This is a genomic window from Prevotella sp. DNF00663, assembly GCF_001553265.1.
Taxonomy (GTDB): domain Bacteria; phylum Bacteroidota; class Bacteroidia; order Bacteroidales; family Bacteroidaceae; genus Prevotella.
On record NZ_KQ960631.1, the window covers coordinates 28994 to 52970 of the forward strand.

The following is a 23977-nucleotide window of genomic DNA, read 5'->3' on the forward strand; positions in this document are numbered from 1 at the left end:
ATAAAAAGTATATATAAAAAAAATATTCCCTGAAAAAGTTTTCAGGGAATATTTTGATTCACTATCTGTAGATTCTCTAAAGGGATAGAGATACCAGAATATGTATTATTTTACAATCACTTTCTTCGTACTTCCGTCGCTCATCTTTATGATTTGGATGCCTTTAGTAGTTGCGGTTGCACGCTTGCCATCGAGCGTGTAGCGTGCAACTTCTTTTACTTCGGTTTTAGCTACAACATCGTTGATGCCTGTAGTGACCTTGGTGAAGGGCTTCCATAGTGGATGTGCGGCATATTCTTCCGCAGCATCTTTGTCAATAGTTAGCTTGCAATTGGCATATTTAAGATTATGAAACGTGCTCTCGTCAATGGCTGGAGGAGTGATAGCAGCCACACGAAGGTCGGTAATAGGGCAAACAGCGAAAGCTCCTTTGCCTAGCTTCGTGAGGCTTTTGGGCAAATTGATATCCTCTAGTGATCCACATGAGGAGAAAGCATATTCACCTATACGCTGTAGTTTCTCACCGAATACTACTTTTTTTAGTCTACTATTATTAGACAAAGCTTGACTTTCGATTTCTGTTAATGCATCGGGGAGCACGAGTGTTACCAAGCGTGTGCTTACAAATATATTGGTTTTAAGTGTATTTGCCTCTTTCTGTATATTGTCCTTTGTTGCCAAATGGATGGTGTTCGTCTTTATCTATGGTGGCTTCTTTTAGGTCAAGATGGTCAAGGCTTGCCTCTTTTACCTGTTCATCATCGCCATTTAACCCAACCATTTCGCACAATACACGCATGTCTTCACCGTTGAGAGGACCCACAACTTTTAAATCTGTAATGGTGAGATAGTTTTCTGGAAGTACTGTTTTGAGTCTTTTTGTTTTGTCAAGTTTAGCAGTAAAGGTTTCTGCATGTGAGCCGATTGCGAGTAAAACGCATAACGTGAGCATGTAAATTTTTCTCATAAACTCTGTTTCTATTAAGGTGGGCTCTAATAATTAGCTTTGTTATAGATAGCAACTGTTTGTAAAATCCAATCCAGTATGTGGCAAAGCGTAATCCATTTATCATTATTTGTTATTGTGGTGGTAATTATTAGAACCCACCTTTGTTAATTACTTATGTCCGTATCCTGAAGTGCCAACCCTCTTTCTAATTCCCAATTGGTATTAAGCATGTGTGATATTAGTTACCTTTATGGGGGAAGTTGCTACTCTTCGACTGCACCGGTGCGTATTTTGGCAATACTTGCTCTCCAGTGTACGCCATCTCATTGCTCCGTCTATCTTTGTCAATCTATGAATCGTTTCGTTATGTCACCGTAATTTTCAATGCGTCGGTCGCGAAGGAAAGGCCACCAGCGGCGTACATCTTCACTATGATCAAGGTCAATATCCATGACTATGCTCTCTTCATCGTCGTCGCAAGCACGGTAATGTATCTCTCCTTGTGGGCCGGCAACGAAACTTGAACCCCAGAACTGGATGCCTTCGGTCTGTCTGGAAGGGTCGGGTTCAAAGCCAACTCGGTTGACTGCCACTACAGGGAGGCCATTAGCAACGGCATGACCACGCATAACGGTAGTCCAAGCTTCGCGCTGTCGCTGCTGTTCTTCAGCCGTATCGCTGGCCGCATAACCTATGGCTGTGGGATAGATAAGCATGTCTGCTCCTTGCAAAGCCATGAGTCGGGCTGCTTCCGGATACCATTGATCCCAACATACTAGTACACCAAGTTTGCCTATAGAGGTTTGGATGGGATGGAAACCGAGGTCTCCGGGGGTGAAATAAAACTTCTCGTAGTAGGCAGGGTCGTCTGGAATGTGCATCTTACGGTACTTGCCGGCGATGCTACCATCGCGCTCTATCACCACAGCTGTATTGTGATAAAGTCCCGGAGCGCGTTTCTCGAAGAGCGAAGTGACGATGACGACACCATATTCGCGTGCCAACCGGCCGTAAAAGTCAGTCGAAGGACCGGGTATCGGTTCTGCTAAATCGAAGTTGGCAACATCTTCTACTTGGCAAAAATAGAGCGAGTTGTGCAACTCCTGTAGGATGATGAGTTGTGCACCGCGGCGTGCCAAGTCGGCTATTTCGGTGGCAATGCGTGCTATGTTGTTCTCAATATCAGCCACATTGTGCTGTTGTAAGAATCCTATTCTGATTTCTCTCATGTGCTATAAAAATAAATGGAGGAATGAATTTAAATGACTCCGATGGGGAATTGCATCGTCAAGCAATGCAGAGAACCGTGTTGTCTAATGACGGTACGGGCGTCTATACCCACTATTTCATGTTCCGGGAAGGCTTCACGGATAGTCTCTATCGCTCTTTGATCGTTGTCCGGTTGAGCATAGGTGGGGCAGATAACAGCCCTGTTGAGTATCACAAAGTTGGCATAAGTGGCTGGCAGTCGCTCTCCATCGTCGTAGATAGCGGTGGGCATAGGTAGCTTTAGCAATCTATAAGGTTCGCCCTCGCTTGTTCGGAGCGATTGTAACTGTTTCTCAAGGGCTTTGAAATCGGCATATTGTTCGTCGCTCTCGTCGTCACACCCTACATATAATAAAGTGTCGTTGGGAGCACATCGCACGATGGTATCTATGTGTCCGTCGGTGTCATCGCCCACCAAATTGCCGTGGTCGAGCCACACAATACGCTCAGCATGTAGCTGTTGGCGAAGCCGTTGCTCTATTTCGGCTTGTGTAAGCGGTTGGTTACGATGTGGAGCCATGAGACATTGAGAGGTGGTAAATACCGTTCTCGCACCATCACACTCTATACTTCCGCCTTCCAACACGAAGTCGGTGTGGTCTTCAAGCGTTCCTTGGAGGATGCCATGTGCCGACAATTGGCGAGTAATAGCATTGTCTTTCTCCCACAGGAACTTCTCGCCCCATCCGTTAAACTTGTAATCCAATAATACAGGGTGCCCATCGTGCAGGAGTGTGATAGCCCCATGATCGCGTGCCCATGTATCGTTTGTAGGGCATTCGAAGAAGATGACGCGCTCCATTTGTGTGGTAGACAACTTGTTCTCTAGCAATGTTCGCACCTTAGAAGTATTGGGTGAGACAACTAATAGCTTCTCGTGCAGCGTGATGACTTGAGCCATTTGCACAAAGGTATTGGTGATGTCATCTAGATAAGGCAGCCAATCGGTATCTCCATGTGGCCACGTCAATTGGATAGCACTTTGTTCGTACCACTCTGCTGGAAGCGTATATGTAGCGTTCGTATCTGTCATTTGAAATGTATTATGACTGCAAATATAGCGAATTTATTTATGAAAGAGAATAGCTTATAATATAATATGGTGCATATATATAAAACAAAAATCCCTCATTGAGGGATTGATTTCTTTATTTTGGTCCCTCAATGAGGGAATTAGCTAGTTGCAACCATGAATTCCGCAAGCCTTGCCGTCGGTATCGATGTCGGCATTCGGGGCTTTACCTTCATAGGCGTTTTCGAGCAACTGTAAGATTTCGCCTACCGTCTTTGCACCATTTATGTTGAATTGACGGTTCACAACATAGGCTGGAATATACTCGAACTCAATCTTCCATGCGGCATCTTCCTCTTGTTTTACATCTTCTTCGTAACGGTTACTGGTCAATACGGACTGCACCTCTTCGCTAGGTAGGCCGACTTCGGCAGCTGTCTGAATCAATACTTGATGGTTGGCCACATTCTTGGCTTCAATGAAATAAGCGTGGAACAAGGCTTCCAACAACTCAGCACGTTTTCCATATACATCGGCCAAAACGGCTAATCGATGTGCATCATGGGTACTTACTCGTTTAAGATGCTCTATATCGTAGTCAAGTCCATCACCGGCTGCATAGTCTTTCACTTCGTATAGATGCTTTAAAGTCATGATACTTTCGGCATCACCTTTGGCCTTTGCTTCTTCTATTATGGATAGCTTGGTGTCTTTTGGGGCATCAGGATTCAGTTCAAAAGCAAGGAATTGCACATTCACCTCGTCGCGATGGATGAAATTTTTCATTGCTTGGGCGAAGCGACGTTCACCGATATAACAGTAAGGGCACGCGATGTCGTACCATATTTCCACGTTTAATTTCTTGTCTTGTTGATTGATTCTTTCCATGATTTCCTCCTTGAAAAGTGATATGATGTACATTATAAAAAGAAAGGAGCTATTCTGTAGTAGAATAACTCCTTTTCTTGGGTGGACGGTGGGACTCGAACCCACGACATTCAGAACCACAATCTGACGCTCTAACCAACTGAACTACGCCCACCATGTTGCTTTCTTTCTTAAAAGCGAGTGCAAAGGTAGCAGAATTATTTGAACTCGCCAAATAAATCTGCTACTTTTTGCAGAATTATTTTGCAGGAGTCGTTGGAGCCTTAGGAGCAGCAGCCGGTGTACCCTGTTGGCCACTAGCGGCCGGAGCTGTCTGCTGTTGGCTGGCGCCAAAGCCCTGTGTATTGGTAGGATTGGTAGTCTGAGTCTCTGTTGCACTCTGCTCCATAACGCTCTGGTCGGTTGTTGCCTGAGGAGCTACATAGGCACAAACGATGCTGAAGAGAACCATAGCTGCGGCGAGTCCCCAAGTGGTTTTCTCCACGACATCAGTGGTTTTGCGAACACCCATGATGGTGTTTGAAGAGGAGAAATTAGACGATAGACCACCGCCCTTTGACTCCTGAATCAATACGACAGCAACCATGAGGATGGATGCCAAAACTATCAGAATTACGAAAAGTGTGTAAATCATTTTGTTGTTATTTTGTTTTTATTGTTTATTATCAATTTTTCTAAGAATCGTATTTGGTCTGCAAAGTAAGCATTTTTTTTTGGATAATTCAAATCTAAACGCTTAATTATTTCGAGAGCTTTCTCATATCTACCTTGTTTAATATAGATCTTGGCCAGTGTTTCGGTGAAATATCCCTCATCGGTAGGGCTCGATTCGTCATCAGAAGTGTCTTCTATCTCAGGTACGAATTCCGGTTCTTCTTTCAGTTGAATTTTCCCTTTTTCATTATTAATGAAGTTATCGATGAGGCTTTGGCCTCGTAATTGGGGCTTATCCTCGCCCTCGACAATGTGTTCTTCTTCCGTTTCTGTCTCCAATAAGTAGGCCACGTAGTCTACAGCTGCGTCGGCCGGAGTGGGTTTGCGCTTTGCTTTCTTGTCGGTTTCCTGTTCTTTTTCCGAGGGGATGGAATCCAAGAAACTGTCGATAAGTGCTGTGGTGCGGTCTTCCAAAGGCTGCTCTTCTTGTTTGTTTTTAGCTGTGAGAGCCGACCGTTGAGGGCGAATTTTGTAGTGAGTGGCCTCAATCATGTCGAAAATTTTGCGACGGTCGGTCACATAGAGAGCAGCACTACGCAATTCTTCGTCGAAGGTTGCATCGTGTAGTAAATAGAGATTCTGCAACATCAGCAGACGTGCGGTCTGGTAATAGGGGTGTAGTGCCAGTAGACTTCGGAGATCGTAGAGGGTCTCCTTGTCCATCAGTTCCGGATGTTGTATGAGCTGTTGAATTTCCATTTCTATTTTTCGCAGTGCTGTCTTTGGCGTTTTGAACGTATAAGACAACTGTGCTTTCCTTATATGATATTACCAGTTGGCTACTGTTGCGTTGAATATTTGTTCAGTTATGTCTTCAATCATCTGTGTTACTAGTTCCTCTTGTACCGAGTTCAAGCTTCGTGTAGACTCGTAAGTGGCGGTAGATGTGAACGAACGTTCAAAGTCTTCGTGATGGTTCACACGGTTTGTAAAGCGTACATTCACCGTGATAGACAATTCTACTTGGGCTGATTTACCTTCGCTTGATACCGATTTGTTGCGCTGGTTGTATTGCGAAATCTCACCTTCTATCTTCAAGTCGCCGTTGCGTTTCACTTGAATGAGGCGAGTGTGGTCGGCAAATTTATCTTTCAGTTTGTTGTTGAACATCGACGCCATAGGTCCCCACACGTAGCTACTACGAATAGGGAACTCGACGATCTGAATGGTCTTGGTCTTCGTATAGTCGATGCTCGAACCGTTAAACTTGTAACTGATGGAGCATGCGGAGAGCAATAAAGCCATGCATAGCGTGATGGCTGCTGCCTTTCGAGGGTGTTGTAAACTATTTATTGCTTTCCAAACCATATTGTTTGATTCTTCTATAGAGTGTTCTGTCGGATATTCCTAGTTCTATGGCAGCCTTTTTTCGGTTGCCTCCATTGCGCTCCAAGGCTTTCTCAACCATCTGTCGGCCAAGGTCGCTCAAGTTCAAACTCTCCGGTTCTTCTATCTCTTCGGCCACCGCTTCTTCTGCCGCCGTGCCTCTAGGAGCTGCTACCACGGGATAAGGTGTGGCTGTGGCGGGTATCAATGGAGCGTCGTTTACGGGTAGTGTACTATTGAATCCGCCTGCTCCGGCTAGATGGTGGAGCTCGTCGAACTGCTTGCGCAGGTTGTTCATGTCGCGACGTAGGTCGCCCACATTGCCCCGTAGCTCGTACAATATCTTATAAAGTATCTCGCGTTCGCTCTCGTATGAGTGTGCACCGGGCTTGGCTATGGTGGCCAACTGCGTACTCTCCACATCTTGGGGAATAAAGTGTAGCAGGGTCTCTTCGTCTATTTCGCGCTTCTCACTGAGTATAGACATCTGCTCGGTGATGTTTTTGAGCTGGCGGACGTTGCCCGGCCACTTATATTTGAGCATGATTTGTTTGGCTCCGTCGGTCAGTGTTACCTTGGGAAGTCGATACTTCTCGGCCATTTGCATGGCAAACAAGCGAAACAACAAAATAATGTCTTCGCCACGAGAGCGTAGTGGCGGCATTTGAATAGGAATGGTGTTCAAACGATAAAATAGGTCTTCGCGGAAGCGACCTTCGCTCACTGCCTTGCGCATATTTACGTTGGTGGCTGCCACAATGCGTACATCCGTCTTCATAATTTTCTGTCCGCCCACGCGAATATATTCTCCTGTTTCGAGTACGCGTAGCAGTCGAGCCTGTGTGGCAAGCGGCAGTTCACCCACCTCATCAAGGAAGATGGTACCCTTGTTGGCCGTACCGAAGTAGCCTTCGCTTTCGCCTATGGCTCCTGTGAACGAACCTTTCTCGTGTCCGAACAGCTCGCTGTCAATGGTACCTTCGGGAATTGAACCACAGTTGATGGCGAAATACTTCTCTCGGCGACGCGGAGAATTGTCGTGAATCACGCGTGGTACAATCTCTTTACCCACACCGCTTTCACCTATTATCAATACGCTCAAGTCGGTAGGTGCCACCTGTAGGGCGACATCTAAGGCTCTGTTCAATCCGTCGCAGTTGCCGACGATATTGTAACGTTGCTTTATCTTTTGCAGTTCGGATGTATTCATTGGATGACAAAATTACGCATTTTATTCCAAAGGTCTGTAATTTTGGCAGTTTATTTATCTATTTTTAGGTAACAATCTTGTGTAGGTAAAGGTGACAAACTAAAAAACTCATCATGCTGCATAGCCGAGGCAATGTTGCTGCCGAGCCCATGCAGCATTGCTGAAAAGCCGAGACAGCGATGCTGAGGAGGCGCTGCAATAACCTCACCCCAGCCCTCTCCCAAGGAGAGGGAGAATATTTAGATTTACAAGTGGACGAGTTGAGATTTCTGTTTTTAAGTCTTTGAGTTGATGAGTTCTTTGTTTTCTTTCTCTTTTGGGGAAAGTTCGGGGTGGGGGTTATAGCACAGGAGACGGTGTACACACCATATTTACAAAGCTAATAAAAGAGCTTTTGCCAGTCTGTAAGGGTGAATGCCGTTAACATAATCCTGCCGACGAGTTGTCAATAAAGTTTTGTAGAGTTGGCATGATAATCATTTTTTATCTTTAACTTTGCATACAGTATCATTTGCTATTGGTAATGTTAGAGATAAAAGATCCATCGCTGACGCTTGGTGGCCGCGAGTTGCTGAGTCCTCACCACTCATTCATCGTGTATGAGGGGGAGATACTGTGTGTCACAGGTGGCGAGGGGAGTGGTAAAACGACGCTGTTGCGTGTGTTGATGGGATTGCAACCGCTTGATAGGGGATTTGTGAATACCGATGGAGATTTGCTTGATGAGCGGTCGGCACCGTATTTACGTAGAGAGATGGGGTATGTTCCGCAATATTTGGATTTACCCGATGAGACGGTGGAGCAGTTGATAGAAGAATATCTCTACATGCAGGTGAATGCTTCCCACCGCTTGAATCAAGACCATGTGTTGGCACAATGGCGAGCCATGGGCATTGATAAGGCTTATTACCAGAAGCGTGTGAAAGATGTGCCACGCGGCATGTTGCAATGGATCATGATAAGCCTTATCGCAGTAACGAAAAAGAAATATGTGCTTGTAGACGAATGGGACGCATCGTTGAATCGTCAGTTGGTGATGATGGCATTGCGGCAGATGGCTGATAATGGGGCTGCCGTGGTGGTCGTAAGCAACGATGGAACCATCTATTCGGGCTGTCAGAAGCATGTGGCATTGAGTGAATGGAGATAGAGTAAACGAGATATAATATTGTAAGAAATGGCTATAACGATAGGAGGAATGATTTTTGGATTGGTATTATTGTTGATACCACTGTTCGTGATATACCAATTTAATTTGGGATTGATGCGTCAATTGGCAGTATCGGTGGGCAAGATGATAGTCTATGTAGGGCTGCTGGGCGTTTTTGTCAATGTACTGATGAAGTGGAACAGCGTTACGTTGAATATCCTTTGGGTGCTCTTGGTGGCGGTATTGGCATCGGCATCGGTTTTGACGCGGGCTAAATTGAGTGTAGCGCGATTCATAATTCCTACTTCCATCGGGCTGTTTACAGCTGCTATCGTGGTGGGGGTGTATTTTGTTTTCCTAGTTTTGAATTCGCAGAGTCCGCTGAGTGCGCAGATATTCTTACCATTGACGGGATTGCTTTTGGGTTCAATGCTCGAAGTAAATGCTAAAGCACTACATATATATTATATAGGTATAAGAAACCATCATCAGCTTTATGACTATCTGTTGGGTAATGGAGCCACGCATGGTGAGGCCGTGAACTACTTCATTCGCAGGGCTTTACAACGCAGTTTGACACCTTGTCTCGCTCAGATGGGGCTGCTCGTGGTGGCTCATGCACCTGTAATGATGTGGATGTTGTTGCTAGCCGGCGTCGATACATGGACGGCTGTAGGACTCGAAGTCCTCGTGCATGTGGCAGCGTTGGCGGGTGTTTGCATCTCGATGGTGGTAACGTTGTTTGTGGCTCGCAAGTATGCCTTTGATGGATATGGCCGTTTGAAGAATGTGGCATAGAGCCTCTCATGTTGTAATTTGAATCCGATGAAAAGATATTTATTGAGTATATACGCCTTTGTAGGCATCTCTTTGTTGTGCGGTTGTCAGTTTGGTAAGGCAGGACATAGGCAGTTGATGCCCGGTATCAGCAAGGATAAAGAGGCATGGGCGAGCAATGAAAGGGTAGAAGAGGAAGTTGAAAGGAAAGTGGGAAGTGAGCCTGTAGTGGTTGATACTGGCATGCTTATACAGAAAACTCCAGTCGGTTTACCTGCTCAGATACTCCATCGGACGGGCTATGTGGTGTCTTATAACCCGGAAACGCGTATTCCTAACTGGGTGGCATGGGAATTGACGGCCGACCATACAAGGGGGCCTTACAAGCGTAAAGGAATCGAATTTCACTCTGATGATGAGGCTGAAGGGCCACGAGTAGATACGTATGACTATGCACGTTCGGGCTATGACCGTGGTCACATGTGCCCTTCGGGCGATAATAAGTGGAGCAGGCAGGCGCAGGAAGAATCGTTCTTACTGACCAATGTGTGTCCGCAAAACCATCAACTCAATACCGGTGACTGGAATGAATTAGAAATGCAATGCCGGCGATGGGCACAAGAATTTGGTCGTGTGTATGTAGTTGCCGGACCAATTCTGTTCGATAAGAAACATAAGACGATTGGTCGGAACAAGGTAACTGTGCCTGAGGCCTTCTTTAAAGTGGTTCTGTGTATGGAGGGAACGCCTAAGGCTATCGGGTTTGTTTATCGCAATGAGAGTGGAAACAGACCCAAAGGAGACTACGTAAACTCCATCGATCAAATAGAACGAATTACGGGTATTGACTTTTTCTCGGCTTTGCCCGATGATATTGAGGCCAAAGTGGAGAAGGAAGCCGACCTAAATGAATGGTAAATATTAAAACTTGTTAACTATAATTGGTTGGAGTTGATAATGTAAATAAAAAACTGTATCTTTGCCATTCGCAAAGTGCTGAATATGAAAATAAAACAGGTGGTTGATGCCCTTGAACGATTCGCGCCTCTGCCCTTGCAAGAAGACTACGATAATGCCGGCTTACAAGTAGGATTAACAGAAGCGGAAATTTCAGGGGCTTTATTGTGTCTAGACGTTACGCCCAAGGTTGTTGACGAAGCCATAGCGCTTGGTTGCAATCTCATAGTGTCTCATCATCCCCTTATTTTCCATAAACTGCGCTGCTTGACAGATGAAAACGAGGTGCAATTGACGGTTCGTAAGGCCATCGAAAATCACGTGGCTATCATGTCGATGCATACGAATATAGATAGCGCTATGGGTGGTGTAAACTTCAAGATTGCGCAGAAAATGGGGCTTGTGAACCCTGTCTTCTTCGGTAAAACGAAGACCGTTGATGGAGTAGATGGTGGTGAAGGCGTTGTAGCGGAATTTGAATCACCGGTGGCGGCAGACGATTTGGTGTTGCTCTTGAAACGTACTTTCGATGTGGAATGCGTGATGTGCAATCAATTATTACGCCGTCCTATCAAGCGAGTGGCTATCTGTGGTGGTGCAGGCTCGTTCTTGTTGGACGATGCTATAGCCGCGGGAGCTGATGCATTCATTACCGGTGAGATGCACTATCACGAGTATTTTGGGCATGACCAAGAGATACAAATTGCTGTCATCGGTCATTATCAGAGCGAACAATATACCAACGAAATATTTAAATCAATCATAGAGGAGGCGTGTCCGGGAGTAGTTTGCTATCTCGCAAAGACGAATACGAATCCTATAATTTACTTATAATATATGGCAAAGAAAGATCCTACAGACTTGTCAGTAGAGGAAAAGCTGAAGACCCTCTATCAGTTGCAGGCCACATTGAGTGGTATTGATGAGAAGAAAGCGCTCCGTGGAGAGCTTCCACTCGAAGTTCAGGACCTCGAAGATGAGCTAGAAGGCTTGAATACTCGCGTTGAAAAGATAGAGTCAGAGATACGCGAATTCAAGGACGCAATGGCTCAAAAGAAAGAAGAAATTGCTAAGGCTGAAATTAGTGTAAACCGTTATCAGGAGCAACTTAACGATGTTAAGAACAATCGTGAGTACGATACATTGACCAAAGAGATTGAGTTTCAGTCGTTGGAAATCGAACTTTGCAACAAGAAAATCAAAGAGGCTCTCATCAAAATCGAGGAAAAGAAGGCCGGTTTGGAGCAGACTCAAGCTTTGATTTCAGAACGTGAGGCCGATTTGGAGCATAAGAAGAGCGAGTTGGAAGAAATCATGCAAGAGACTCGTGAAGAAGAAGATAGACTGAAAGCAAAAGCAAAAGATTTGGAAACAAAGATTGAATCACGTCTGCTTTCCAGCTTCAAGCGTATTCGTAAGAATGCCCGTAACGGTCTTGGAATCGTGTATGTACAGCGCGATGCTTGCGGTGGTTGCTTCAATAAGATACCGCCACAGCGCCAGCTTGACATCAAAATGCACAAGAAAATCATCGTTTGCGAATATTGCGGACGTATCATGGTTGACCCGGAATTGGCAGGTGTAAAGCCTGAGCATGCAGAAATGGAGGAGAAACCGAAGCGTAAGCGTGCCATCCGTAAGACCAAGAAAGAGGAAGAAGAGGATTAATTAGTTCTCTATAAGGAAGGGTATTGGTATACAATGATACCCTTTTCAAATGAAAAGACATAGGATTTAGCGATGTATCTATGCCGATATTCGGCTGTTATGGAAGCATTGGTAAATCTTATGTCTTTTTGTTTTTATACGCGATTTACAATCCACGAGCCTTGTAAATCTTTTCTTTAGCCTCGTTTATTTCCTGTAATTTTATCTCAGCCGCTTTACGAATATCCTCTCCGAGGGCTGCCACGCGATCAGGATGATGCTTGAGTGCCATCTTGCGGTAGGCTACTTTTATCTCCTCATCGGTGGCATGAGGAGTGATACCCAATACTTGATAAGCTGCATCGAGATTGTTTTTGCCGATGTTGAGCAGCGAGTTGATATCTTCATGATCCATACCGAGCTGCCTACCCATGAATCGAATAGCCTCTATTTCGGCTGTTACGACACTGCCGTCTGCTTGCGCTATCATCAGCAAAAAGTGGAGTAGTTGCAATCGTTGGGCGTAGTCCATGTTCATGGCAATCTGTCTGCACGAGTCGGCGATGATGTTTCGATAAGCAATATCGCCCATTTGTTTCTGCTGTTCAAACAGTCTTCGCATGATTTGGTCGCCTTGTTGTACGGCAGACTCGCCGAAATTCTGGCGTAGGAAGTTGCGTACCAACTCCATTTCAGAGTGCATTACCTTGCCATCGGCTTTCACCTCGTACGATGCAAGTACCAATAATGAGAATAGAAAGGAGTTTCGTTGTCCCTCATACGACTGTTGATATGCGTGTTGATGAGCTGAATGTTGCTGGTCGTTCGTGTACCTCGGTTCGTTATCAGGCGTATTGACAGCGTCCAATCCGGCATCGAAGAGGGCGCCAAGTGCAAATCCTGCGAGTGCACCGAGCGGTCCCGCGTTGATAAAACCAAGAAATCCTCCTATCCATTTTCCTATTGCCATAGTGTGTTACGATTGTTGTAAGTAAATCTGAGTGGCATTTTCAAAGTGCTTACTCGTTGATGTTGTTGTATAATAAGGTTGTCATTGACAACTGATGGAGTGAGTGCAAAATGTATGCCATTTGTTGAAAATTGTATCATATTGCCCGAAGTAAAGCTCATAGAGGTTTTGAAAGTGAATAAAGGTAGACTACCTTGCAATTTCAAAGAAATGTGCAAAGTGAGTTTAATAATCAAAAAAAATAAACTAAGATGGTGAGATGTGTCAAATATTTACTAATTTTGTCGGTCATGTTAGGTATTACCACTGTATGAAGTGGATTTAAGGTAATTAAGTTTTAGCGGAAGATGGCAAAGTATAATATCAAAGAAAAAAAAGAGAAGAAAGCGGCTTACCGCACGTACATGAATCCCGATGTAAAGGACGATTTGTATGAAAAGATTCGTAATAAGATTGTATTGGAAGCTAAGTATAAGGATAAGGCTTACAGCGCAAGGCAACTTGCCAGCGATCTTGCTACCAATGTAAGGTATATTTCGGCAGTATGTGCCGATCGTTTTCATATGAATTATTGCGAATTAGTGAATTCTTATCGCATTAACGAGGCCATGAGTATTTTGGCAGACAGGCGTTATGCCAAGTTGAGAATGGAAGATGTGAGTGAGATGGTAGGATTCTCTAATCGTCAAAGTTTTTATAGTGCATTCTTTAAGTTACAGGGCAAGACTCCTCGTCAGTATAAGAAGGAGTTTTTGAAGGTAGAACCTGCGTCTGAAAAGAAGCAGGGGCGTCGTGGTAGACCGGCTAAACAGGCGGTCTAAGTACGAACGGAAAGTATTAATAAACAGCATCAAGGGCATGGCCGACGGATTTGTCGGTCGTGCCCTTTTCTTTTTATGTTACTTGTAATAAAAAGCGATTGGAAGAGAACACTTATCAACTTATTTTGCTATATTTGTGAAGTTATTAAAATATGCGACTATGAGAAATGTTGATATTCTTTGTGCTAAGGCTATGAAATTGGCCGGTGAGAAGCATCAAGGGCAAACCGATAAAGGGGGAGCTAAGTATGTGGAGCATGTGAAACGTGTGGCTGCTCGCTGCTATGCGGATGAAACGAAGATTGTAGCGTGGCTTCATGATCTGCTGGAGGATACGGATGTGACGCCTGACTATTTGCTTTCGATGGGATTTCCGCAAGAAGTTGTAGACGATGTTTTGGCTGTGACTCGGCAAGAAGGAGAGAGTTATGCTGATTTCATTTTGCGAGTAGAGCAGTCTGAACGGGGCAAAGAGGTGAAGATAGCCGACTTGGAAGACAACATGGATATACGTAGATTGAACGATTTATCAGAAGAGGATTGCCGGCGATTGCGCAAATATTTGCATAGTTGGAGGTATCTTCGAGGCTTGGAAAAGGATACCAGTAAGATATTAGATTAGTACTCTTGTTTTGCTGCAAGGGGATGTCAGCATCGCTGCGAAGCCTCGCCAGCGTTTTTGCAGTGGTTTGGCAGTGATGCTGATAAGCCTCTGCAGTGAGTGAAGAGTTAGGAGTTTATCCCATTTCTGTGTACATCGGTATGTCTTGAAGGAAGACATATCGGTGATTTTTGTAGTCCATTTTACAGCAATAATGTTGTAAGCCATTGCTTACAACGAGGTAATCTACATGTAGAATGAGATTGTAAACGGATATTTGGTCGAATACTTTCTGTGTGAGCGTAATATGGGGTGCTTTGTATTCTACAATCATACGCGGGTGTAACAACGTGTCGTATAATATGCTATCTGCACGCAATGTCTTGTTACCTACGTTGAGTTTTACCTCGTTGGCCAGCAGGGTAGTGGGGTAACCTTTGTGTTCTATTAGAAAATGTACGAAGTGTTGTCTCACCCATTCCTCCGGTGTCAAGGCTACATAGCGGCGTCTGAGCAGGTCGAAAATGGTCGGCTTGTCTTGTGTGCCCGACAATTTTATGGGGTATGGAGGCAGGTTTAATGGAATCATTTTCTTAACTTTGTGGATAACTACGACAAAGTTAAGTAAAAAATGGCTGAAAAACGACAAACAGGAATTTCTTATGAAACATTGATGCGTGACCTCGTGGCTCGCAAATTTTCACCTATTTATATATTGATGGGCGATGAATCGTTCTATATAGATAAGATAGCAGACTATATAGCCGACCACGTATTGCAGCCGGAAGAGCGTGATTTCAACCAAACAGTGGTGTTTGGAGCTGATGTTACGGGTGCTCAGGTGGTTGATTTGGCAAAAGGTTATCCCATGATGGCGGAATATCGAGTGGTCATTGTGAAAGAGGCTAAAGATATGAAAGGTGCAGATGCACTGGAAAAGTATGTGGAAAAACCTGTGAAGTCGACCATTTTGGTGCTCTGTCATAAGAATGGGACGCTTGACCGACGTAAGAAATGGGTAGGGAAAGCGGAAGCTGCCGGTGTAGTTTTTGAAAGTAAGAAGTTGAAAGACTATCAGCTTCCCGGTTTTATCACTTCGTACTTGTCGGCTAGGAAAGCAACGATTGAACAGAAAGCGTCGCAGATGATTGCCGATCATGTGGGTGCTGACTTGCATCGTTTGACTTCGGAATTGGATAAAGTGTTAATTTCTCTTTCGGCTGATGATAGGAGAGTGACCCCTGAAATTGTTGAAAGAGAAATTGGAGTGAGCAAAGATTTCAATGCATTCGAGTTGAAAAATGCTATCATAAATCGTGACATTTATAAAGCAAATCAAATTATTAATTATTTTGACAAAAACCCTAAGTCTGGTTCACTCTATGCTTTCTTGCCATTACTGTTCTCTTTCTTCGAAAATTTAATGATTGCTCACTATGCTCCAAACAAAACTAATGAAGGAGAGTTAGCTCGACATTTAGATCTTAGGAGTATGTGGGCAGTGAAAGATTACCTCGCTGGTATGAGAAATTATACAGCGATGAAAACTCTCCAGATAATTTCTAAAATAAGAGAAATAGATGGTAAAAGTAAGGGATTGGACAATCCAAACACCTCTGCAGGTGACCTGATGAAAGAGCTTATTTTCTATATTTTGCACTAAAACGGTCATTTTTATCTCTTATTTTCTCTAGAATGAGTGCTCTTCAAGAGCACTTTTTTTATGCCTAAATGCTTTGTTATAGGGGATTTAGGTCTATTTTACCCCCTCTGAAAATCGCATATATGTAGCTTTTCGGCCACTTGTTAGGAATATGGCAGCCACGCTTGTTTTGTCATATTTACCCTCTTGTATCTTTTTTATTCACGTTTGTTTGCATTTAGAAAGCTGTATAGGATGGTCGTTATTTAGATTTTGAAATCTAAATATGTAAACACAAGAGAATAAGAATGATTGTTTTATATTGTAAATTAGATTTGTTGATACGAATATATGAATCAAAATATATAAATATATGTATGTATACAAATATTTATTCGATGCATTTATATTGATTATAATGTGTTGATAACTAGTTATTTATGTATTTGTAATAAACTAAATGCCATGAAGTTTATGCGAAATATTGGGCTATATAGGATGTAATATACACTATTTAAACTATATTACAACTGTAAGTTGTTGTATATCATATAATTATTTGTTTATATTAAATAGAAAATTTGCTAATTAATACTAGATTCAATTTACAATATACAAAACCGAAGTATACCCTAGGCAATCATGGTATTGAAATTTGAATATTTAAAAATACAAATATTAAATTTAGACTTTAAAAAACTATATTAGACTGTTGGTGATGTGTTTTTTTTACTTTACCTTTGTAAAGTTAACGTCAATGCCCTATTTTGGGGGCTTACTCACCAAATTGAAGCAATTATGAAGGATAGAATTAGGAATATTATGGAGAGTCGAAAAATGACTCAACAAGAATTTGCAGAATTTATTGGGATGTCTCCGGCATCGTTGAGTAGTATTTTTAATGGACGTACTCGTCCGACACTCAATATTGTAGAAGCCATCAAAAATAAAATTCCCAGTATCTCTACTGATTGGTTGATGTTTGGTACTGGGACGATGTATGAATCAGAGAGCAGTAATGTTGAACAGTCAAAGGAGGAAACTCACTCCTCCACTGCTAGTGGTATGTTGGATTTTTCGGTTCAGGGTGAAATTCCAACACCTGATCTCTTTACCGATACGTCTGCTCAACGTGTGCCTAAAATGACTCCAAATCAAGCTAAAAATATTATTAATATTCTTGACAAAAAGACTCGTAAAATAACAGAAATAAGAATCTTTTTTGACGATAAGACATGGGAGACGTTTGTCCCTAAGGAATAGTTGATTTATGACTTTTGCTATTCCACCTTATTATATATATATGTGTAGAATTCAATCTGAATATTTTGATTTGGCTTTAAATTAAGTTATCTTTGCAGATATATACCAAAAGCATCGATGAAAAAATACGTTTTAGACCTTCGGGTTTCTTCTGTAGAGGCTTTGAGCGATAAGCATGTGCTTATTAAATTGACTGCTTCACAGGCTTTACCTGATATGCTTCCCGGACAATTTGTTGAAGTTCGTGTAGACAATTCGCCTTCTACATTTCTTCGGCGTCCTATTTCCATTTGTTTTGTAGATAGAGATAGCAATGAGTTGTGGCTTCTAGTGGCTGCCATAGGCGACGGAACACGTCAATTAGCGCGTCTGAATACAGGTGATATGGTGAACTGTGTATTGCCGCTTGGTACCAGTTTCTCTATGCCGGCATCTGCTGATAAGAAGGTGTTGTTGATTGGTGGCGGTGTGGGGGTAGCCCCGTTGCTGTTCTGGGGAAAAGCATTGAAGGATATGGGGTGTGAGGCTACGTTCATTCTAGGCGCTCGTTCTGCGAAAGATGTGTTGCTTCTAGACGAGTTTAATAAGTATGGGCGTGTGTGTGTAACGACCGAGGACGGCTGTATGGGAGAGCGAGGTTTTGTGACCAATCATTCTGTCTTGGTGGCTGAAAAGTTCGACCAGATTGGTACGTGTGGGCCAAAGCCTATGATGTTGAGTGTGGCTCGATATGCCCATGAGCATCAAATTATGTGCGAAGTATCGCTAGAAAACCAGATGGCTTGCGGTCTTGGAGCGTGTCTTTGTTGTGTAGAGAAGACCGATGAAGGCAATGTATGTGTGTGCAAAGAAGGTCCGGTGATGAATATTAATCGATTATTATGGCAGCTTTAGGAGTCAAGATAGGTGGTTTGTCGTTGAAGAATCCGGTGATGACGGCTTCCGGAACGTTTGGTTATGGGGTTGAGTTTGCTGATTTCGTACCGCTCAATGAACTTGGTGGTATTGTGGTAAAAGGGACGACTTTGGTCTCTCGTGAGGGCAATGATTATCCTCGTATGGCCGAAACTGCGATGGGTATGCTCAACTGTGTGGGGCTTCAGAACAAAGGGGTGGACTACTTTTGTGAGCATATCTATCCTGAAATTAAGGATATTGATACCAATATGATAGTCAATGTGAGTGGCAGTTCACCGGAGAATTATGCTGAATGTGCTGCTCGTCTGAACGATTTGGAGTGTATTCCGGCGATAGAGTTGAATGTAAGTTGCCCCAATGTGAAAGATGGAGGGATGGCTTTCGGTACGACATGTGCCGGTGCTGCCAGTGTCGTAAAGGCTGTGCGTGAGGCTTACCATAAACCTATTATCGTGAAACTTTCGCCCAATGTGTCGAATATTGCGGACATTGCGCGTGCTTGTGAAGCTGAGGGAGCCGATAGTGTGTCGCTTATCAATACACTCATGGGAATGGCTGTGGATATAGAAAAGCGTAAACCGCTGTTGAGTATTCGTACCGGTGGACTCAGTGGGCCGGCTGTAAAGCCCGTTGCTTTACGTATGGTGTACGATGTATATCATGCAGTAAAGATTCCTGTAGTGGGAATGGGAGGCATCTCTACGGCCAAAGATGCGATAGAATTTATGATGTGTGGTGCTACGGCGGTGGAGATAGGAGTGGCTAACTTTATCGATCCTGCTGTCACAATCAAGGTGCGTAATGGTATTGAAGCGTGGCTTGATGAGCATGGTATTGCTGATGTGAATGAGATAATTGGCGCAATAGAATAAAAAAATGAGGGTGGCTTATGAGCCACCCTCAACCAACACAAAAACTAAACTAGACTTTACTAAACACATTATTGGAATCTCTCGATTCCGCAAATTGTTGTTGTAAATTTCATATAATTTTGTAGATAAAGCCTTGTAGTAAGGTCTTTTTTCTTCGCTTTTACCATTTAACGGCGCGATTCAGTAGATAGTTGTCGAGTAAAACCATGGCGGTCATGGCCTCTACGATAGGTACTGCGCGTGGTAAGACGCATGAATCGTGACGTCCACGTACGTCAAGTATCGCAGCATTTCCTTGTTTGTCCACTGTATTTTGCGGCATTAAGATAGTTGCAACAGGCTTGAATGCCACTCTAAAGTAAATGTCTTGGCCGTTGCTGATACCACCTTGGATGCCACCACTACGGTTGGTTGCAGTAGTAATTTGGTCATCGACGTTGATGAATTCGTCGTTTTGCTGACTTCCTCGTGCCGATACGCCATTGAATCCTTCGCCATATTCAAAACCTTTGACAGCATTGATAGTGAGCATGGCACCCCCTAATTGGGCATGGAGTTTACCAAATTCGGGTTCTCCCAATCCTATGGGGCAACCCTTTATCATGCATGTGATGATGCCGCCAACGGTATCTCCTTGTTTTTTAACGCTTCTAATGAGTTCTTCCATCTTTGCAGCTACCTCTTGGTCGGGACACCTTACAGGGTTGTCTTCAATCTTAGAGAGGTCGTATTTGCGATAGTCTCTGTCCAAAGCAATGTCGCCTACCTGCGAAGTATAGGCTTTGATGTCGATGTCCAGTTGCTTGAGAGCAAGCTTGGCAAGCGCTCCTCCAACGACTCTGGCAAGTGTGATACGAGCCGAAGAGCGCCCTCCGCCACGATGATCTCGATTCCCATACTTGTTGTAATAGGTGTAATCTGCATGTGAAGGACGGAAAAGATTGCGCATATTGTCGTAATCTTTGGAGTGCTGATTGCGATTACGAACCTCAAAACCAATCGGAGCACCGGTCGATTTTCCCTCAAATATGCCACTTAAAAACTCTACTTGGTCGAATTCTTTGCGGTCGGTAGTAATCTTGCTTTGTCCCGGACGGCGTCGATTGAGTTCGTTTTGGATAAACTCAAGGTCTATCTCTATACCGGCCGGAAAACCGTCTATGATACCGCCAACAGCGATACCGTGGCTTTCACCAAATGTGGTGAGGGTGAAAATATTTCCAAAAGTATTTCTCATATTGCTTTGAATATGATGGGAGTGTGACTATTCATCATGATGATGGCAGCTGCATTCACCATCGTGATGGTGCTTTCCACAGCATCCTTCATCGTGTTCATGGTGATGCCCACAGCCACCTTCGCCATGTTCATGGTTGTGATTGCAGCTTCCGCAGTTACATCCTTCACCACTCAGGCGATTGATCATGCCTTCAATTTCTTCGTTTGTAGCTTCGCGTGATTCTACTATGTGCCCCTTGAAGTTGAGTTGCTTGCCGGCAAGAGGATGATTCAAATCCATCTTTACGGTTGAATCTGTAATCTCCAATACATGTCCCATGAATCTGTTTCCATCTTCATTCTGTAGTGGAACAATTGCATCTACGAAGATATTCTCATGGTCGAAGTGTCCATTAATGCTGAAAATGCTCTTATCTAAGTCCAATACACGCTCTTCTTCGAACTCTCCGTAAGCTTCATCGGAAGTGAGGGTGAAATCGAATTCAGCTCCTTTTTCCAAGTCAATTACAGATTTCTCAAACTTATCAAGCGTGACACCGAATCCGCTAATAAATTGGAATGGTTTCCCTACGGTAGCTTCTTCTACCATTTCTAGCTCTTCGCCGTCGATGGTTGTTAGCTTGTATGCAACAGCAATATACTTGTTGTTATTTTCCATTTTCTAATATATAATTAATAATATGGGTATAATGGTACAAAGGTACAAATAAAAAACGAGATAAGCGATGGTGCTTATGCAAACTTGCAGAATCTATATTTTATGATTATATAAATGTTACAATCTGTAATTATAATATTGATTCAAATCAATAAAAGATGCTGTTATCGCAAACAATTTGATAGATTGGTTGTGAAAAAGGGCGGTCTTGTTATCTTTGCAATGTCAAAAGACAAAGGATAATAACAAAAATTAGAAAGGTAAAAAGATTATGAAGAAGATTGTTTTGACTATTGTAGCCATGCTAAGTATGACAATGGCTTTCGCAGAAGGAGAGAATACAAATGCAACTAACACTGTTGCTGCTTACAATATGAATGTAAACTTTAACAAGTTGGCTGATGCTTTGAGCCTCTCAATCGACCAGCTTGACGGTGTAAAAGACATTCATAAGACTTTCGCTGTAGAGATGATGAATGCTGCCAACGCTCCTGTTAGCGACCGTAAAGTCATGAAGGATAAGGCTATCGCAAAGGATTTGAAGTATATGCACTACGTTTTGGATGAGGGACAGTATCGCAAATACCTGATGTTGCTGAACACTACACTTAACAATCGTGGCATCAACAACTAATAAATAAAGGAAAATAAAAAGCTGCAAGCTTTCTAGTTACTAGATTGCTTGCAGTTTTTATTTTTATACGGTAGGGCAAATACTAGGCCTTTAATGCGCCTAATTCTTTGCCAACCTTAATAAATGCGGCTATACATTTGTCCAGTTGTTCGCGGTTATGTCCTGCCGAAATCTGTACACGGATACGTGCTTGATCTTTCGGAACGACCGGATAGTAGAATCCTGTTACGTAGATACCTTCCTCTTGGAGCTTAGCTGCATATACTTGAGAGAGTTTAGCATCGTACAACATCACTGCGCAGATAGCGCTTTGGGTAGGTTTGATGTCGAAGCTGGCAGCTATCATCTTATCGCGGAAGTACTCTACATTTTCCACCAAGCGGTCGTGTAGTTCGTTACTTTCCTTGAGCATCTTGAACACTTCAAGGCTCGCGCCAATGATACCGGGAGCTAATGAGTTGGAGAATAGGTATGGACGACTACGTTGGCGTAGCAAGTCGATGATTTCTTTTCTACCGGTTGTGAATCCGCCCAATGCTCCACCAAAGGCTTTACCCAGTGTGCCTGTGTAAATATCTACACGACCATAAGTGTTGAAGAATTCACTGACACCGTGCCCAGTAGCACCTACCACACCTGCAGAGTGCGATTCGTCTACCATTACCAAGGCGTCGTATTTCTCTGCCAAATCGCAAATCTTATCAATAGGAGCTACGTTTCCGTCCATAGAGAACACACCATCGGTCACGATGATACGGAATCTTTGAGCCTGAGCTTCCTGCAAACATTTCTCCAATTCTTCCATATTGGCGTTAGCATAACGATAGCGTTTAGCCTTACACAGGCGTACACCGTCGATAATAGACGCGTGGTTCAATGCATCGGAGATAATGGCATCTTGGTCGGTAAGCAATGGTTCGAACACACCACCGTTGGCATCGAAGCATGCAGCATACAAGATAGTATCCTCAGTCTTGAAGTAATCAGAGATAGCTGTTTCCAGTTCCTTGTGTATATCCTGTGTTCCACAGATGAAACGAACCGAAGACATGCCGTAACCTCTCTTATCCATCATCTGCTTTGCCCCCTCAATGAGGCGAGGATGGTTAGACAATCCCAAGTAGTTGTTGGCGCAGAAATTTAATACTTCCTGTCCTTTTACGTTGATAGCGGCCTGTTGTGGGCCTTCAATCAGTCGTTCTTCTTTATAAAGTCCGGCCTCTTTAATCTCGGCAAGCGTATTGCAAAGATGTTCTTTTATTTTTCCGTACATATTACTATTAGTGGTATTAAATATGGTTCAAAGGAACAGATAATTTTCCTGATATGGAAGTGTTTTTTGTTATTTTTGTTTAAATGGTCTTCCAAAGGTTATTATTTAGAAAAAATCTCTTCGCATTCTCAAAAAATAGCATTTACTTTGCAGCGTAAAACTTAAATAGATCATAGTTAAAAGTAATCTAGGCAATGAAGAATATTTTGGTTGTAGGTGCCACAGGCCAGATTGGGTCTGAACTTACAATGGAGCTAAGAAAACGTTATGGTAATGAACATGTAGTGGCCGGTTATATTCCCGGTGCCGAACCCAAAGGCGAACTAAAAGAATCCGGTCCTTCGGCTATAGCCGATGTTACGCGTCCCGACTTGATTGCTAAGGTTGTAGCCAATTATCATATTGATACCATCTATAATCTTGCAGCGTTGCTCTCTGTGGTAGCAGAATCCAAGCCTCGATTGGCATGGACTATTGGTATTGATGGCTTATGGAATATCCTCGAAGTGGCTCGCGAGCATCATTGTGCAGTTTTTACACCTAGTTCTATCGGCTCTTTTGGTACGAATACCCCACATGTGATGACTCCTCAAGACACCATTCAGCGTCCACGCACCATCTATGGAGTGTCTAAGGTGACAACAGAGTTGCTCAGCGATTATTATTTTAATAAATATGGTGTTGATACGCGTGCCGTTCGTTTCCCCGGTATCATCTCTTATGTTACTCCTCCGGGTGGTGGTACCACCGACTATGCAGTCGATATCTACTATTCGGCAGTGCGTGGTGAGCGTTTCGTCTGCCCAATAGGCGAGGGCACATTGATGGATATGATGTACATGCCCGATGCTTTGAATGCAGCTATCGGCTTGATGGAGGCCGACCCTACGCGTCTTATCCATCGCAATGCATTTAATATTGCAGCCATGAGCTTTGCTCCTGAGAATATCTATGCGGCTATCCGCAAACATAAACCCGACTTTGAAATGGTGTATGATGTTGACCCGATGAAGCAACGTATTGCCAATAGTTGGCCCGATAGTATGGATGACTCTTGCGCACGCAGCGAGTGGGATTGGAAACCACAATACGATTTGGATTCCATGACGGCGGATATGTTGGAAAAACTAACAGCGAAATTGCTTTAATCATATGAAGAGGGTGTGTCAAAATTGATACCCCCTCTT

The 23977-nt window shown here is 43.5% G+C and carries 27 protein-coding genes and 1 tRNA gene; 13 read left to right on the forward strand and 15 right to left on the reverse strand.

Annotated elements, in window-relative coordinates; genetic code table 11:
* Positions 1–105 precede the first annotated feature (105 nt).
* From HMPREF3034_RS07710 to HMPREF3034_RS07755, 10 genes are all read right to left on the reverse strand, one after another.
* Positions 106–681 (reverse strand): leucine-rich repeat domain-containing protein, encoded by a 576-nt coding sequence (locus HMPREF3034_RS07710; RefSeq protein ID WP_197421744.1) that lies wholly within the window; start codon positions 679–681, stop codon positions 106–108.
* Entirely contained in the window at positions 638–967 is a 330-nt protein-coding gene (locus tag HMPREF3034_RS07715; RefSeq protein ID WP_062434545.1) for a hypothetical protein, read from the reverse strand. The genes HMPREF3034_RS07710 and HMPREF3034_RS07715 overlap by 44 nt, the downstream gene beginning before the upstream one ends.
* Positions 968–1293: 326 nt before the next feature.
* A complete protein-coding gene (locus HMPREF3034_RS07720) occupies positions 1294–2178 on the reverse strand; it encodes a carbon-nitrogen hydrolase (RefSeq protein WP_062434548.1) in 885 nt (294 codons plus the stop codon).
* 29 nt (positions 2179–2207) lie between these two features.
* Positions 2208–3251 (reverse strand): agmatine deiminase family protein, encoded by a 1044-nt coding sequence (locus HMPREF3034_RS07725; protein ID WP_062434551.1) that lies wholly within the window; start codon positions 3249–3251, stop codon positions 2208–2210.
* 144 nt (positions 3252–3395) lie between these two features.
* Entirely contained in the window at positions 3396–4118 is a 723-nt protein-coding gene (locus tag HMPREF3034_RS07730; protein WP_197421745.1) for a DsbA family oxidoreductase, read from the reverse strand.
* A gap of 80 nt (positions 4119–4198) precedes the next feature.
* A tRNA-His gene (locus HMPREF3034_RS07735) sits at positions 4199–4272 on the reverse strand.
* An 84-nt stretch (positions 4273–4356) separates the two neighbouring features.
* A complete protein-coding gene (gene secG, locus HMPREF3034_RS07740) occupies positions 4357–4752 on the reverse strand; it encodes a preprotein translocase subunit SecG (protein ID WP_036900210.1) in 396 nt (131 codons plus the stop codon).
* Positions 4749–5531, reverse strand: coding sequence for a hypothetical protein (locus tag HMPREF3034_RS07745; protein ID WP_062434557.1), 783 nt, complete (start codon positions 5529–5531; stop codon positions 4749–4751). The genes secG and HMPREF3034_RS07745 overlap by 4 nt, the downstream gene beginning before the upstream one ends.
* Positions 5532–5600: 69 nt before the next feature.
* A complete protein-coding gene (locus HMPREF3034_RS07750) occupies positions 5601–6077 on the reverse strand; it encodes an LptE family protein (protein WP_369793991.1) in 477 nt (158 codons plus the stop codon).
* Between the two features lie 40 nt (positions 6078–6117).
* Positions 6118–7368, reverse strand: coding sequence for a sigma-54 interaction domain-containing protein (locus tag HMPREF3034_RS07755; protein ID WP_036900213.1), 1251 nt, complete (start codon positions 7366–7368; stop codon positions 6118–6120).
* A gap of 523 nt (positions 7369–7891) precedes the next feature.
* Between HMPREF3034_RS07755 and HMPREF3034_RS07760 the strand changes: the two genes are divergently transcribed.
* The 5 genes from HMPREF3034_RS07760 to HMPREF3034_RS07780 all read left to right on the forward strand — a co-directional run bounded on the left by HMPREF3034_RS07760 (position 7892) and on the right by HMPREF3034_RS07780 (position 11920).
* Positions 7892–8518 carry an ABC transporter ATP-binding protein gene (locus tag HMPREF3034_RS07760; RefSeq protein ID WP_062434560.1) on the forward strand — a complete coding sequence of 209 codons (627 nt, stop codon included), beginning with the start codon at positions 7892–7894 and terminating at the stop codon, positions 8516–8518.
* A 27-nt stretch (positions 8519–8545) separates the two neighbouring features.
* Complete coding sequence (locus HMPREF3034_RS07765; protein ID WP_036900243.1) at positions 8546–9316, forward strand: ABC transporter permease; 771 nt, start codon at positions 8546–8548, stop codon at positions 9314–9316.
* A 27-nt stretch (positions 9317–9343) separates the two neighbouring features.
* A complete protein-coding gene (locus tag HMPREF3034_RS07770; protein ID WP_062434563.1) occupies positions 9344–10213 on the forward strand; it encodes a DNA/RNA non-specific endonuclease in 870 nt (289 codons plus the stop codon).
* A gap of 84 nt (positions 10214–10297) precedes the next feature.
* On the forward strand, positions 10298–11086 hold the full coding sequence (locus tag HMPREF3034_RS07775) for a Nif3-like dinuclear metal center hexameric protein (RefSeq protein ID WP_036900217.1): 789 nt from the start codon (positions 10298–10300) through the stop codon (positions 11084–11086).
* 3 nt (positions 11087–11089) lie between these two features.
* Positions 11090–11920, forward strand: coding sequence for a zinc ribbon domain-containing protein (locus HMPREF3034_RS07780; protein WP_036900218.1), 831 nt, complete (start codon positions 11090–11092; stop codon positions 11918–11920).
* A gap of 145 nt (positions 11921–12065) precedes the next feature.
* Here HMPREF3034_RS07780 and HMPREF3034_RS07785 read toward each other — a convergent pair whose 3' ends face one another.
* Positions 12066–12869: a TerB family tellurite resistance protein gene (locus tag HMPREF3034_RS07785; RefSeq protein WP_062434566.1), complete on the reverse strand. Its 804-nt coding sequence runs from the start codon at positions 12867–12869 to the stop codon at positions 12066–12068.
* A gap of 347 nt (positions 12870–13216) precedes the next feature.
* On the opposite strand from HMPREF3034_RS07785, the gene HMPREF3034_RS07790 reads away from it, so the two are divergent.
* Together HMPREF3034_RS07790 and HMPREF3034_RS07795 are read left to right on the forward strand one after the other, a co-directional pair.
* Positions 13217–13690: a helix-turn-helix domain-containing protein gene (locus HMPREF3034_RS07790; RefSeq protein WP_062434569.1), complete on the forward strand. Its 474-nt coding sequence runs from the start codon at positions 13217–13219 to the stop codon at positions 13688–13690.
* A 160-nt stretch (positions 13691–13850) separates the two neighbouring features.
* Positions 13851–14312, forward strand: a complete 462-nt coding sequence (locus HMPREF3034_RS07795) for an HD domain-containing protein (protein ID WP_036900223.1) — start codon at positions 13851–13853, stop codon at positions 14310–14312.
* Positions 14313–14427: 115 nt separating this feature from the next.
* On the opposite strand, the gene HMPREF3034_RS07800 is transcribed toward HMPREF3034_RS07795, so the two are convergent.
* Positions 14428–14880 carry a type I restriction enzyme HsdR N-terminal domain-containing protein gene (locus HMPREF3034_RS07800; protein WP_036900225.1) on the reverse strand — a complete coding sequence of 151 codons (453 nt, stop codon included), beginning with the start codon at positions 14878–14880 and terminating at the stop codon, positions 14428–14430.
* A gap of 42 nt (positions 14881–14922) precedes the next feature.
* Between HMPREF3034_RS07800 and holA the strand changes: the two genes are divergently transcribed.
* From holA to HMPREF3034_RS07820, 4 genes are all read left to right on the forward strand, one after another.
* On the forward strand, positions 14923–15954 hold the full coding sequence (gene holA / locus HMPREF3034_RS07805; protein ID WP_036900227.1) for a DNA polymerase III subunit delta: 1032 nt from the start codon (positions 14923–14925) through the stop codon (positions 15952–15954).
* A 777-nt stretch (positions 15955–16731) separates the two neighbouring features.
* The gene (locus tag HMPREF3034_RS07810; protein WP_062434585.1) at positions 16732–17196 is read left to right on the forward strand and encodes a helix-turn-helix domain-containing protein; all 465 of its coding nucleotides are present in this window, start codon (positions 16732–16734) and stop codon (positions 17194–17196) included.
* Between the two features lie 117 nt (positions 17197–17313).
* Positions 17314–18090, forward strand: coding sequence for a dihydroorotate dehydrogenase electron transfer subunit (locus HMPREF3034_RS07815; RefSeq protein WP_036900228.1), 777 nt, complete (start codon positions 17314–17316; stop codon positions 18088–18090).
* Entirely contained in the window at positions 18078–18986 is a 909-nt protein-coding gene (locus tag HMPREF3034_RS07820; RefSeq protein ID WP_062434572.1) for a dihydroorotate dehydrogenase, read from the forward strand. The genes HMPREF3034_RS07815 and HMPREF3034_RS07820 overlap by 13 nt, the downstream gene beginning before the upstream one ends.
* Before the next feature lie 160 nt (positions 18987–19146).
* Here the strand turns inward: HMPREF3034_RS07820 and aroC are convergent, their stop codons facing one another.
* Both aroC and HMPREF3034_RS07830 read right to left on the reverse strand, forming a co-directional pair.
* Positions 19147–20223 (reverse strand): chorismate synthase, encoded by a 1077-nt coding sequence (aroC, locus tag HMPREF3034_RS07825; protein ID WP_062434575.1) that lies wholly within the window; start codon positions 20221–20223, stop codon positions 19147–19149.
* Between the two features lie 27 nt (positions 20224–20250).
* Positions 20251–20883 carry an FKBP-type peptidyl-prolyl cis-trans isomerase gene (locus HMPREF3034_RS07830; RefSeq protein WP_062434577.1) on the reverse strand — a complete coding sequence of 211 codons (633 nt, stop codon included), beginning with the start codon at positions 20881–20883 and terminating at the stop codon, positions 20251–20253.
* Between the two features lie 271 nt (positions 20884–21154).
* Here HMPREF3034_RS07830 and HMPREF3034_RS07835 point away from each other — a divergent pair, with 271 nt between their 5' ends.
* On the forward strand, positions 21155–21517 hold the full coding sequence (locus tag HMPREF3034_RS07835; protein WP_036900738.1) for a hypothetical protein: 363 nt from the start codon (positions 21155–21157) through the stop codon (positions 21515–21517).
* 82 nt (positions 21518–21599) lie between these two features.
* Here HMPREF3034_RS07835 and kbl read toward each other — a convergent pair whose 3' ends face one another.
* Positions 21600–22790 carry a glycine C-acetyltransferase gene (kbl, locus tag HMPREF3034_RS07840; RefSeq protein WP_036900736.1) on the reverse strand — a complete coding sequence of 397 codons (1191 nt, stop codon included), beginning with the start codon at positions 22788–22790 and terminating at the stop codon, positions 21600–21602.
* Positions 22791–22984: 194 nt separating this feature from the next.
* Here kbl and HMPREF3034_RS07845 point away from each other — a divergent pair, with 194 nt between their 5' ends.
* Positions 22985–23938, forward strand: coding sequence for an NAD-dependent epimerase/dehydratase family protein (locus HMPREF3034_RS07845; protein ID WP_062434580.1), 954 nt, complete (start codon positions 22985–22987; stop codon positions 23936–23938).
* Positions 23939–23977 lie beyond the last annotated feature (39 nt).